This is a genomic window from Symbiopectobacterium sp. Eva_TO, assembly GCF_053848865.1.
The window spans coordinates 3,561,707-3,573,619 of record NZ_JBSPEY010000004.1 but is presented as its reverse complement, the minus strand read 5'-3'; the positions used below and the strand labels follow the sequence as shown (position 1 = coordinate 3,573,619).

The following is an 11,913-nucleotide window of genomic DNA, read 5'->3' as shown; positions in this document are numbered from 1 at the left end:
TTACAGTGCTGCGCGCAGCGCTTCGCGGATCAGCGTCTCACAGTCCGCACCGGGTCGGGCGATTTTGGATACCATCCGGCTGGCTTCCTGCGGTTTATACCCCAAAGCCACCAGCGCTGAAGCCGCTTCACTTTCCGCATCTTCTTCGGGTGCTGCGGTGGATGCTGAACTGCTAAGAGGAACATCAATGGTAGCGGGATTAAACAGGTCTCCACTCATGCCTTTGAAGCGGTCTTTCATTTCTACTACCAACCGCTCTGCTGTTTTCTTACCGACTCCCGGCAGGTTGATTAACATAGCGATCTCTTCTCGTTCAACGGCGCTCACGAACTGCTGCGCGGACATCCCTGAGAGGATTGCCAGCGCCAGTTTCGGCCCAACACCGTTGGTTTTAATCAACTCACGAAATAACGCACGTTCTTGCTTGTTGTTAAAACCAAACAATAACTGTGCATCTTCCCGCACCACAAACTGGGTGAAAATGACCGCTTCCTGGTTCAAATCGGGCAGTTCATAAAAGCAGGTCATCGGCATATGGACCTCGTAGCCAACCCCGTTGACTTCGATCAGCACATGCGGCGGTTGTTTTTCCAGAATGATGCCTCTGAGACGACCAATCACGTTGACCTTCCTTTTCGTTACGTTAAAACCTTTTTGCTAGCTTATAGCATAAAAAAGGCTGGATGAATATCCAGCCTGATGTTCAACGCAGCCGCCCGCGCACTAAATTCAACCTGTCGGGGCCGATGCGTGTCAGATTCTGACTCAAATGACAGTGCGTAATGGCAATAGCGAGCGCATCGGCGGCGTCCGCCTGCGGATTCGCTGACAACTTTAGCAAGGTACGCACCATATGCTGCACCTGACTTTTTTCTGCCGCACCAGTGCCGACAACCGTTTGTTTTACTTGCCGGGCAGCGTATTCAAAAATGGGTAACCCTTGATTGACACCCGCCACAATCGCCACGCCGCGGGCCTGCCCCAGTTTCAGGGCTGAATCCGCATTTTTGGCCATAAAAACTTGTTCTATCGCCAGACAATCGGGCTGAAACTGGGTGATTATCTCGCTCACCCCAGCATAGATCAGCTTCAATCGCGTAGGGAGATAGTCCACCCCGGTGCGAATACAGCCGCTGCAAACATAGCTGAGCTGACGCCCTTGCTGGCGAATGATGCCATATCCGGTGACGCGTGAGCCGGGGTCGATGCCTAGAATTAGCGCCATAGCACATCGCCCCCTGAAGGCGCGTTAACCACAAGCTGCGAAAACACCATTATAGTGTTGCCACTACCTCGTCGGAAATTTCACCGTTGTGATACACTTCCTGCACATCATCACAGTCTTCCAGCATGTCGATCAGACGCATCAGTTTCGGTGCGGTATCAGCATCCATATCGGCATTGGTCGACGGGATCATGGATACTTCTGCGGACTCGGATTTCAGACCGGCAGCATCCAGCGCATCTTTCACCTGACCGAAGGTTTCCCACGGAGTAAAGACGTCAATCGCGCCGTCGTCGTAGGTCACGACGTCATCCGCACCAGCTTCCAGCGCCGCGTCCATCACCTGATCCTCATCCAAGCCTGGCGCATAAGAGATAACGCCTTTTTTGGTGAACAGATAGGAAACAGAACCATCGGTGCCCAGGTTACCACCGCATTTGGTAAAAGCATGGCGTACTTCGGATACGGTACGGTTACGGTTGTCACTCAGACATTCCACCATCACCGCCGTACCGCCAGGACCATAACCTTCATAAATGATGGTTTCCATGTTGTTGTCTTCATCACCACCGACGCCACGCGCAATAGCACGGTTCAGGGTATCGCGCGTCATGTTGTTGGAGAGCGCTTTATCGATAGCCGCACGCAGACGCGGGTTAGAGCCTGGATCACCGCCGCCCAAACGCGCCGCTGTCACCAGTTCGCGGATAATTTTGGTAAAGATTTGGCCGCGTTTTGCATCCTGCGCCGCTTTACGATGTTTTGTGTTGGCCCACTTACTATGACCTGCCATAAAAATCTCCGAAAAAAGCCTCTTCAGGCCGGATAAATAACAAATTCTTCAATCGCCTGCCGGTTGCTCCACGATTTGGTCAGTTGCGCCGCCTCAGGCGCCGCTAACCAACGGTAGGCAAGATGCTCGGTGAGAATAACCTCTCGTTCACTCGGCAACGCCAGACAGAACCAGTGTTCCATGTTGTGCGTGATGCCAGGGGCATAGCGACGTCTCAAATGAGCAAAGAGCTCAAACTCGACACAGCGCTGACAGTCAAACAGTGATAATCCCTCAGCGGCGATATCGATGTTAACTTCTTCTTTGACTTCGCGCTGCGCGGTAAGCGCCGCAGTTTCACCTTCCTCAAGGCTGCCGGTAACCGACTGCCAAAAATCGGGATCGTCGCGACGCTGAAGCATCAGCACCCGTCCGGTATCCTGAGCATAAATAACGATCAGGGCCGAAACGGGACGCTTATAAGCCATCGGCGGTTACTCCGCATACTGCACAGGTTTGGCTTTCGTCACCACTGCAATAGACAGCTCTTCCAAGGCTGCAGGGTTGGCGTAACTCGGTGCATCCGTCATCAGACAGGTTGCTGCGGTGGTTTTCGGGAAAGCGATCACGTCACGAATGTTTTCAGTACCGGTCAACAACATCACCAGACGGTCCAGACCGAACGCCAGACCAGCATGCGGCGGTGTACCGTATTTCAATGCATCCAACAGGAAGCCAAATTTTTCACGCTGTTCCTGCTCGTTGATCCCCAGAATACGGAACACGGTCTGCTGCATTGCGCTGCTGTGAATACGCACGGAACCACCGCCTACTTCATAGCCGTTCAGTACCATATCGTACGCGTTAGCGATGGCGGAAACCGGGTTACTTTCCAGGGCTTCAGGCGTCATATCTCGCGGTGAAGTAAACGGGTGGTGCATGGCGGCCAACCCGCCTTCGCCATCGTCTTCAAACATCGGGAAGTCGATGACCCACAGCGGTTTCCAGCTTGCCAGATTGGTCAGGCCGAGATCGCGTCCCAGTTTAAGACGCAGCGCACCCAATGCATCCGTCACCACTTTCGCGCTATCTGCACCGAAGAACAGAATGTCTCCGTCTTCGGCTACAGTGCGCTCTAACAGCGCTGGCAGCAGCGTTTCATTGAGGAATTTAGCCACGGGACTGGAAATGCCTTCGAGCCCTTTCGCTTTTTCATTCACTTTAATATAGGCAAGACCCTTGGCACCGTAGATCTCGATAAATTTGCCGTATTCATCAATCTGTTTGCGGCTCAATTGTGCACCGCCCGGAACGCGAATCACCGCCACACGACCTTTGGCATCGTTAGCCGGACCGGAGAACACTTTAAAGTCGATCGTTTTGAGCAGATCGGAGACATCAACCAGTTCCAACGGGTTACGCAGGTCAGGTTTGTCGGAGCCAAAGCGACGCATGGCTTCAGCAAACGTCATGATCGGGAAATCCCCCAGATCGATGCTTAAAATTTCTTGCCACAGTTCGCGCACCAGTTTTTCCATCACTTCACGCACCTGCGGTGCCGTCATGAAGGAGGTTTCGACGTCGATCTGGGTAAATTCCGGCTGGCGATCCGCACGCAGATCCTCATCACGGAAGCATTTAACAATCTGGTAGTAACGGTCGAAACCGGACATCATCAGCAATTGCTTGAACAGCTGCGGCGATTGCGGCAGCGCATAGAATTTGCCCTTGTGCACTCGGCTTGGTACCAGGTAATCACGTGCCCCTTCAGGCGTGGCTTTGGTCAGCATCGGCGTTTCAATATCCAGAAAATCGTGGCTGTCCATAAAGCGACGCACAAAACTGGTAATACGCGCGCGAGTTTTTAACCGCGTCGCCATTTCAGGGCGGCGCAAATCAAGATAGCGGTATTTTAAACGCGCTTCTTCGGTGTTGGTTTGGTTAGCATCCAGCGGCAGCGGCTCTGAGCGGTTGATAATCGTCAGCGCGGTCGCAAACACTTCCACTTCGCCCGTAGACATATCCTTATTCACCTGGCTTTCAGGGCGCGCACGTACCACACCGGTCAGTTGAATACAGAATTCGTTACGCAGTTCTGACGCCAAAGTGAAAGCATCCTGCCGATCGGGGTCGAAAAACACCTGGACCACGCCGTCGCGGTCACGCATATCGATAAAGATCAAACCACCCAGATCGCGGCGACGGTTAACCCAACCGCAAAATGTCACTTCCTGGCCCACATGGGACGCGTTCAGTTGTCCACAATATTCAGTACGCATTACGATGTCCTTTTGAGCAATCACGCTAGAAATCATCTCAACGAGATATAATCACACCTACAACAACCACGCCTGAGAGCACCGGCCAGACCGCATCGTCACAGTGAGCGCAAACTCAGGCTTCATAAAACCCATCGGTTCTATAAAACACACGGGTTCCACACACAGCGGCATTTCCCCACGCATCAGGTCACAACGGTGTTTTTTTGCGCGGAATGGTTGTTCTGGATTGCTGTTCAGTAAAAAAAGGTGGCTATTATAAAGGATATTCCCCGGAACGATAAGAGTGAAGCGGTTTCCGGGCAGTGATATGTCGCAAGAATTGTGAGAATTCCCTCTCGGTTAAAAAAATGTTTTACTGTTCTTCACTCTGTTAATGGGTTGCAACGGAATGTTTATTGGCTTACCACAATGGCAACATCCCGCGTGGCACAAGTTCGGACTGCGCACGCTGGCTGACTACGCGCGATATTTCAACTGTGTTGAAGGTAACACCACGTTTTATGCGCTGCCCAGTGCCGACAGTGTATTGCGTTGGCGGGACATGACCTCTGACAGTTTCCGTTTCTGTTTCAAATTTCCTGCCACCATTAGTCATCAGGCAGGGTTACGCTACTGTGAAGAGGAAACGCGTCAGTTTTTTCATTGCCTGCAACCGCTCGCCTCGCGTGTTGGACAATTCTGGTTGCAGCTTCCTGCAGCCTTTTCGCCCGAGCAACTCCCCGATTTATGGCGTTTTCTCGATACGCTGCCGCAGGAATTCAGCTACGGTGTCGAAGTTCGCCACCTTGCATTTTTTGCCAAAGGTGAGGATGAAAGGCAACTGAACCAAGGGCTTGCACAGCGTGCAATCGATAGGATCATGCTCGACAGTCGCCCTGTGCACCACGCGCGGCCGGATACGCCCGCTCTGCTGGAAGCCCAGCGAAAAAAACCGCGTTTGCCGGTTCATGCGCTGTTGACCGCACAGCACCCCGCCATCCGTTTTATTGGCAATGAAGATATTGCAGACAATTTGCGCTGGTTTGCTCCCTGGATTGATAAACTGAAGGTCTGGCAGGAGCATTCTCCGTATCTGTTTATCCATACGCCTGACATTGGCAATGTACTCCCGCTGGCACTGGCGATATGGCCGTTATTAGAGCCGGTTATCGCTGCCTGCCCGCCGCGCCCTGACTGGCCGCAACAGGACGCCTTATTTTAAACAAATATAAAACAGCAACGTATTAAAAGGCTTTTTTTAGCATTTTTTATTATAACTTCAGGTTTTGAACTGCTTTTTTTTTTAAAGCAGACATTACAGGCGACAGTCTGACAGCAGACAGTTATCATTCTAGCAGCCGAAGTCGGTTAATATTTTCTGTCAGGCAATGTTTGCCCGACAATGGAGTGGAACATGGTAAGCGCGCTCTATGTGGTGCTTGGCGCATTGTTGCTGGTAAAACTGTCTCTCGATGTGGTTAAACTGCGTATGCAATACCGCGTAGCTTACGGAGACGGTGGTTTTTATGAATTACAGACCGCCATTCGGATGCATGGCAATGCCGTAGAATACCTCCCCATCGGCGCTATTCTTCTGGTGCTGATGGAAATGAACGGTGCCTTGATCGCCATGATTCACCTGTGCGGTATTTTGTTGATTATTGGCCGGATCTTTCACTACGTGGGCTTGCGTCAACGTGAATTCCGCTGGCGTCGTACCGGAATGGCCGCTACCTACGCCTCACTGGTATTGATGTCGCTGTTCAATCTTTACTACCTTCCCTGGGAATTGGTGCTCACGCTCTATTAGCCACGCGCGTGATGTTGGTGCGCCGCCGTATGTGATGTGGCGCGCCGCAAGGAAACAGACTTTCTTATCCGTATTTGCTAGACTGCCCCACCTTTTTTATTAACCGCACTGTAATTTCGTGTCCATCATGCCAAATCGCGATACGCTTTTTTCTGTTCCCATAGCCCACCTCGGTGATTGGACCTTTGACGAACGCGTCGCTGAAGTCTTTCCCGATATGGTTCAGCGCTCCGTCCCCGGTTATTCGAATATTATTTCCATGATCGGCATGTTGGCCGAACGTTTCGTCAAACCAGATACTCAGATTTACGATCTGGGCTGCTCGCTGGGTGCCGCTACGCTGTCGATGCGGAGTAATATTCACACCACGGGTTGCAACATTATCGCCGTTGACAACTCACCCGCGATGATTGAACGCTGTCGCAGCCACATTGATGCTTTTCGCGCAGCCACTCCCGTCAAGGTCATCGAAGCAGATATCAGCGACATCGTCATCGAAAATGCCTCCCTGGTGGTACTCAATTTCACCTTGCAATTCCTGGCACCGGAAGAACGGCAAACGCTGTTAACGCGTATCTATCAAGGCTTGAACCCCGGTGGTGCGCTGGTGTTATCGGAGAAGTTCAGCTTTGAAGACAGCAAAGTGGGTGAACTGTTATTCAACATGCACCACGATTTCAAACGCGCAAATGGCTACAGCGAATTAGAGATCAGCCAAAAGCGCAATATGCTGGAAAACGTAATGCTGACCGATTCGGTGGAGACCCATAAATCTCGTCTGGCGCACGCTGGATTTCAACACAGTGAAGTGTGGTTCCAGTGCTTTAATTTTGGTTCGTTATTGGCGCTAAAAGCTGAGGATAAGGCGTGATCGATTTCGGCAATTTTTATCAGCTTATCGCGAAAGGCCCATTGAGCCATTGGTTAAATACGCTGCCAGCCCAACTGAGTGCATGGCAACGGGAATCACTGCACGGCAAATTTAAGCAATGGTTCAATGCCGTTGAAGCCTTGCCTGAACTAACGCCCTCGCAGCTAAATGTGCTACACAGCGTCACCGCGGTGTTACAGCCGGATCTCAGCAATGGACAGCGTGAAGGGCTGGAAGTGCGCCTGCGTCAACTGATGCCGTGGCGTAAAGGCCCCTATTCGCTTTACGGTGTCAATATCGACACCGAATGGCGCTCCGATTGGAAATGGGAGCGGCTAACGCCGCATATCAGCGCCTTGCAGGGGCGTCTGGTATTGGATGTCGGCTGCGGCAGCGGTTATCACCTATGGCGCATGGTTGGTGCCGGTGCGTATCTGGCTGTGGGGATCGACCCGATGCAGCTTTTCGTTTGCCAATTTGAAGCCGTACGCAAGCTGCTTGGTAACGATCAACGTGCGCATGTCTTACCGCTTGGTATCGAACAACTGCCGGAACTCGCTGCCTTTGATACCGTGTTCTCTATGGGCGTGCTTTACCATCGCCGCTCGCCGCTCGATCATCTGTGGCAGTTGAAAAATCAGTTGGTTTCCGGCGGAGAACTGGTGCTGGAAACTCTGGTTATCGAGGGCGATGAGAATGCCGTGCTAGTGCCTGGCGAGCGTTACGCGCAAATGCGCAATGTTTACTTTATACCCTCAGCTCCGGCGCTGGTACGCTGGTTGGAAAAGTGCGGTTTTGTCGATGTGCGTATCGTCGATCAGTGCGTCACTACCCTCGAGGAACAGCGCAGAACCTCATGGATGACCACAGAATCACTGGCCGATTTTCTCGATCCTAACGATCGCAGTAAAACCTGCGAAGGTTACCCCACACCATTGCGTGCTGTGATTGTGGCACGTAATCCGTAGCATCTCGCCCCGGCTTCGCGCCGGGGTTTTACTTTCTATTTATCGCAACATCGGGTCCCGGTCCAGAATCTGCTTTTTGATATTTCTAACTGCGCTTTTTATTTGCTTTTGGAAAATTTCATAATGCATAATCGCGTTACGGTAATGCCTTCAAATAGTTGGCTTTTGTGATATTCTGCCGCTATTTGAGGTTTCCACGTGGTTACTGTTTCTGTTCATTGCCCTCGCTGCCATTCAGATAAAGTTTATCGACATGGCCTTAGTCCAACTAAGCGCGAACGCTTCCGGTGTCAGTGCTGTCGCCGTGTATTCCAGCTTACCTACCGCTATGAAGCGCGAAAGCCGGGAGTCAAAGAGCAGATCGTTGATATGGCCTTCAACGGTGCCGGTGTTTGCGATACCGCCAGAACGTTGAAAATCGGCATCAATACGGTCATCCGGGCTTTAAAAAGCTCTCGCCCCGCAGGATAACGTCTTCTCCCGTTGCTCACGCCGACGTCGCCCTTATCTGTGAACTTGATGAGCAATGGAGCTTCGTTGGCAGTCAGGCGCTACAGCACTGGCTCTGGTAAGCTTACAATACCAAAACGGGCGGTGTTCTGGCCTACACTTTTGGCCCCCGAACCGATGAGACCTGCCGTGAATTGCTGGCTCTGTTGACACCGTTCAACATCGGCATGATTACCAGTGACAACTGGGGCAGCTATGCAAGAGAGGTTCCGAAGCAGAAAGATCTGACTGGCAAGATCTTCACGCAACGCATAGAGCGCAATAACCTGACGCTCCGTACCCGCATTAAACGACTGGCGCGTAAAACGATTTGCTTCTCGCGCTCCGTCGAGATCCACGAAAAAGTCATCGGAGCCTTCATCGAAAAACACATGTTCTACTAATTGGAGTCATTACCGCTTTAGGATAAATATGGCATCTGAATAAAATGCAAAGGAGAGCCGAGTCACAGAGGGCAGGATTGCCCCAATGCCATCCATTACGCGTCACACAAATTTTACCAAAAGCTTTCAGTCAGTATCAGGCACAGGCTTACTCCTGCTCGCTGGCAATGACTTCACGGATTGAATACGGATGAAACTTGATAGTGACTGTCCCATCGCTCACGGCTAACGTGGGATTGGGCAAGCGTTCTTTATCGCTGCCTGGTTGGCTGAACTTTAGGGTAATACGCGGTGAAGCCAGCGCACTACCGGAAAGACAATCCAGAGCGCGTGCATGCAAGGTCTCAGGACTGCCGGCTAATACTAGGCTGTGTCCCTTAATTACATAACCTCTGGTAAAACAGGCGGATGCAGCCCAGTTTCAACATTGCCAGATAATTCCTCGCCGTTTTGTCGTAACGTGTCGCAATGCGACGGTATTCTTTCAGACGGCCAAAGCACCGCTCAACAACGTTCCGATTGCGGTAGGCGTCACGATCGAGCTTTGAACGACCATCCACCGCCATTTTTTCAGTGGATTTTCGGGGAATGACAGTTTTTATACCTCTGTTTTTCAGCTCGTTACGTAATACATGCCCGGAGTACGCCTTGTCAGCGAGTACCGCATGACCACGGCGTTTCATACTGCCGTTCTGGCGTTGAACACCAATACCGTCCAAAAGGCGTAGTGCAAACTGACTTTCATGAGCCTGACCGGGGCTCAACACGATGTTTAACGGAAGACCACTTCCGTCTGTAGCCATATGGATTTTGGTGCCAAAACCACCTCGAGAGCGACCCAGCCCATTATCTCCGGTGATATCGGGATGTTTTTTTGAGCACCGGCAGCACATTTCAGCGCCCTGATATTGCTACCATCCAGCGCAGTCGCTGACCAGTCCACGAGGCCATGGGCATCAAGTGATGAAAGTAACTTATTGAAAATAATGTTAATGACTCCCGATTTTGACCATCGGTTAAAGCGGTTATAAACGGTTTTCCATGGGCTGTATCGCTCAGGTAAATCACGCCATGGGGCACCAGGCACAGCACCCAGAACATGCCATTGATAATCATGCGATGCTCAGCCCATGGGCGTCCGGCCTGTGGTGTTGCTGGTTCAGCAGGGAGTAAGGGCTGGATGATAGCCCATGCTTCATCGGGAAGGTCGTAGCGAGCTATAGTTCAAAATGATGTAGAAACAAACAGTTAGTATAACTCATCGGATTAAGGGACACAGCCTAATTCGACATGCTCCCAACCTTCAGTGGGGTAAAAACGCTGACCAGGCCAGGGTAATTCAATACAGTCAATGCTCAACGGGCCGATGGTTATTTTTTCGTTAAGCGAAAAAAGGCAAATAGGGCGTCCGTTAATTTGATTTTCAGAAATTAATACCCCCAGCGTTAATAACGTTTCTTTCCATTGCGCAGCCGTCGTATTTTGGTTGCAGCGCAGCGCAATATGATCCGCTTCAAATTGCGACAAATCTAATGACAGCACATCCGCTAACTGTAACAACGCACGCTCAAAGCCACCTCGTTATACACAAGTCCGCAACGCCTTATATGCCAAGGGTTAGCGGGCTGAAATAGGCAGCCGGTGGGGTTGTAAATGAAGTGAAACCGACGTGTACTATCGCCATTTACGGCGCTGAAAAATGACACGGGATTCAGATGGCTGGGCACACCAAGAACTGGAAGGGGTAAATCTTGGTGACACGAGGCTCAATAAGCGTGCCAAAGGGCTTTTGATACGGCTGGCTGAGAATCCGCAAGCCAGCATTCCGCATGCGTGCCTCGGATGGTCTGAGACGCTGGGTGCTTACCGCTTCATGGAGAACCAAGCATTCGAATGGCGAGACATTCTGCAACCTCACTGGCAGCGTACGCAGGAAAGGATCCGAGAACACGAGGTTGTGCTGTGTATCCAAGACACTACCGAGCTTGACTTCAACGGGCAGCAAATCCAAGGCTTGGGTCCCTTGAACTACGAAGCCAGGCGTGGTCTGTACCTGCATCCGACCTACGCGGTCAGTCCGGATCGCGTGGGGTTGGGCGTACTGGATGCGTGGATGTGGGCAAGAGAGCCGAAGGATGCAGACGGAAAACGCGATGGGCTCAAGGAGAGTACGCGCTGGCTCGAGGGATACGAGCGAGTTGCTGAACTCGCCTCGGAGTTGCCAAACACACGTCTGGTGTACTTAGCCGATCGCGAAGCGGATATCAAGGCGTTGATGCAGCTCGCTGATGACCTTGGCACTCCGGCTGACTGGTTGATCCGCTCGACTCATAATCGCAGTCTGGACTGTAATGAGAAGCTTTGGCAGAAGGTTGGAAAGACCGTGCCGGTGGGAGAAATCCAATTCGTTATGGCGGCTCGCGCGGGGCAGAAGGCGCGTACGGTGAAACAGGCGCTGCGCGTGAAGCGAGTGTCGCTGCGTTGCGGGTTGGCAGTGACTTGTGTGATAGCCAAGGAAATTGAGCCGCCAACAGGCGTGAAGCCGGTCGAGTGGCGGTTGCTGAGCAATCGCGTACCTGAAGGACGAGAAGATATCGTGGAGCTGATCGACTGGTATCGGGCTAGATGGGAAATCGAGATGTTCTTCAATGTGCTGAAGAACGGCTGCTGTGTCGAAGCGTTACAGTTATCGACCGTGGATCGCATTGAGCGGGCATTGGCGCTGTTCATGATCGTGGCATGGCGCATCGCCTATTTAATGCGTATGGGACGAACCTGTCCAGAGCTGGACGCAATGTTGTTCTTTGATTCCGACGAGACTCATGGAGCTTACCTACTGATGAACAAGCGTATGCCCAAGGGCCGCCCTAAGCTAAACGAAGTATTGCGCTTAGTTGCGCAACTGGGAGGCTTTCTTGCTCGAAAAGGCGACGGTGAACCAGGCGCAAAAACTATCAGGAAAGGCTTGCAGAAAGTCATGACGGCCGCCGAAACGCTACGCGCGCTCAGGCACGAACAGAGATGTGTATAACGAGGTGTCTTTAGGTGTATTAGTCGCGACTTGATCTGACACTGGACCTTGAAAGGTTGAGAGTTACCGGTTTTGATATGGG

At 51.8% G+C, this 11,913-nt stretch carries 10 protein-coding genes and 4 pseudogenes; 6 read left to right on the top strand and 8 right to left on the bottom strand.

The window, feature by feature from the left end:
• From ruvA to aspS, 5 genes are all read right to left on the bottom strand, one after another.
• A complete protein-coding gene (gene ruvA / locus ACWWJF_RS21105) occupies window positions 1-621 on the bottom strand; it encodes a Holliday junction branch migration protein RuvA (protein WP_455870494.1) in 621 nt (206 codons plus the stop codon).
• 82 nt (window positions 622-703) lie between these two features.
• On the bottom strand, window positions 704-1,225 hold the full coding sequence (gene ruvC, locus ACWWJF_RS21100; protein WP_455870493.1) for a crossover junction endodeoxyribonuclease RuvC: 522 nt from the start codon (window positions 1,223-1,225) through the stop codon (window positions 704-706).
• 49 nt (window positions 1,226-1,274) lie between these two features.
• Window positions 1,275-2,018: a YebC/PmpR family DNA-binding transcriptional regulator gene (locus tag ACWWJF_RS21095; RefSeq protein ID WP_455870492.1), complete on the bottom strand. Its 744-nt coding sequence runs from the start codon at window positions 2,016-2,018 to the stop codon at window positions 1,275-1,277.
• A 23-nt stretch (window positions 2,019-2,041) separates the two neighbouring features.
• Complete coding sequence (gene nudB / locus ACWWJF_RS21090) at window positions 2,042-2,485, bottom strand: dihydroneopterin triphosphate diphosphatase (protein WP_264624941.1); 444 nt, start codon at window positions 2,483-2,485, stop codon at window positions 2,042-2,044.
• 6 nt (window positions 2,486-2,491) lie between these two features.
• On the bottom strand, window positions 2,492-4,276 hold the full coding sequence (gene aspS, locus ACWWJF_RS21085) for an aspartate--tRNA ligase (RefSeq protein WP_455871192.1): 1,785 nt from the start codon (window positions 4,274-4,276) through the stop codon (window positions 2,492-2,494).
• A 391-nt stretch (window positions 4,277-4,667) separates the two neighbouring features.
• On the opposite strand from aspS, the gene ACWWJF_RS21080 reads away from it, so the two are divergent.
• The 5 genes and pseudogenes from ACWWJF_RS21080 (at window position 4,668) to ACWWJF_RS21060 (ending at window position 8,800) form a co-directional block, all read left to right on the top strand.
• Entirely contained in the window at window positions 4,668-5,480 is an 813-nt protein-coding gene (locus tag ACWWJF_RS21080; RefSeq protein ID WP_455871191.1) for a DUF72 domain-containing protein, read from the top strand.
• Window positions 5,481-5,672: 192 nt separating this feature from the next.
• Entirely contained in the window at window positions 5,673-6,068 is a 396-nt protein-coding gene (locus ACWWJF_RS21075; RefSeq protein ID WP_455871190.1) for an MAPEG family protein, read from the top strand.
• Between the two features lie 127 nt (window positions 6,069-6,195).
• Window positions 6,196-6,939: a carboxy-S-adenosyl-L-methionine synthase CmoA gene (gene cmoA, locus ACWWJF_RS21070; protein WP_455871189.1), complete on the top strand. Its 744-nt coding sequence runs from the start codon at window positions 6,196-6,198 to the stop codon at window positions 6,937-6,939.
• Window positions 6,936-7,907: a tRNA 5-methoxyuridine(34)/uridine 5-oxyacetic acid(34) synthase CmoB gene (cmoB, locus tag ACWWJF_RS21065; RefSeq protein WP_455870491.1), complete on the top strand. Its 972-nt coding sequence runs from the start codon at window positions 6,936-6,938 to the stop codon at window positions 7,905-7,907. The genes cmoA and cmoB overlap by 4 nt, the downstream gene beginning before the upstream one ends.
• Before the next feature lie 198 nt (window positions 7,908-8,105).
• Window positions 8,106-8,800 (top strand): annotated as a pseudogene (locus tag ACWWJF_RS21060) (IS1 family transposase).
• Window positions 8,801-8,948: 148 nt separating this feature from the next.
• Here ACWWJF_RS21060 and ACWWJF_RS21055 read toward each other — a convergent pair.
• The 3 pseudogenes from ACWWJF_RS21055 to ACWWJF_RS21045 form a co-directional block, all read right to left on the bottom strand.
• Window positions 8,949-9,167 (bottom strand): annotated as a pseudogene (locus ACWWJF_RS21055) (VOC family protein); the annotation flags it as partial.
• Window positions 9,168-9,177: 10 nt separating this feature from the next.
• Window positions 9,178-10,021 (bottom strand): annotated as a pseudogene (locus ACWWJF_RS21050) (IS5 family transposase).
• A 60-nt stretch (window positions 10,022-10,081) separates the two neighbouring features.
• A pseudogene (locus ACWWJF_RS21045) lies at window positions 10,082-10,360 on the bottom strand (VOC family protein); the annotation flags it as partial.
• Between the two features lie 139 nt (window positions 10,361-10,499).
• Between ACWWJF_RS21045 and ACWWJF_RS21040 the strand changes: the two are divergent.
• Complete coding sequence (locus ACWWJF_RS21040) at window positions 10,500-11,831, top strand: IS4 family transposase (protein ID WP_455870490.1); 1,332 nt, start codon at window positions 10,500-10,502, stop codon at window positions 11,829-11,831.
• The last annotated feature ends 82 nt before the right edge of the window (window positions 11,832-11,913 follow it).

What these genes read in the sequence shown, in the direction of transcription:
- ruvC (WP_455870493.1), bottom strand. Translation starts at nt 1,225, where the DNA reads ATGGCGCTAATTCTAGGCATCGACCCCGGCTCACGCGTCACCGGATAT.
- ACWWJF_RS21095 (WP_455870492.1), bottom strand. Translation starts at nt 2,018, where the DNA reads ATGGCAGGTCATAGTAAGTGGGCCAACACAAAACATCGTAAAGCGGCG.
- nudB (WP_264624941.1), bottom strand. Translation starts at nt 2,485, where the DNA reads ATGGCTTATAAGCGTCCCGTTTCGGCCCTGATCGTTATTTATGCTCAG.
- aspS (WP_455871192.1), bottom strand. Translation starts at nt 4,276, where the DNA reads ATGCGTACTGAATATTGTGGACAACTGAACGCGTCCCATGTGGGCCAG.
- ACWWJF_RS21080 (WP_455871191.1), top strand. Translation starts at nt 4,668, where the DNA reads ATGTTTATTGGCTTACCACAATGGCAACATCCCGCGTGGCACAAGTTC.
- ACWWJF_RS21075 (WP_455871190.1), top strand. Translation starts at nt 5,673, where the DNA reads ATGGTAAGCGCGCTCTATGTGGTGCTTGGCGCATTGTTGCTGGTAAAA.
- cmoA (WP_455871189.1), top strand. Translation starts at nt 6,196, where the DNA reads ATGCCAAATCGCGATACGCTTTTTTCTGTTCCCATAGCCCACCTCGGT.
- ACWWJF_RS21040 (WP_455870490.1), top strand. Translation starts at nt 10,500, where the DNA reads ATGACACGGGATTCAGATGGCTGGGCACACCAAGAACTGGAAGGGGTA.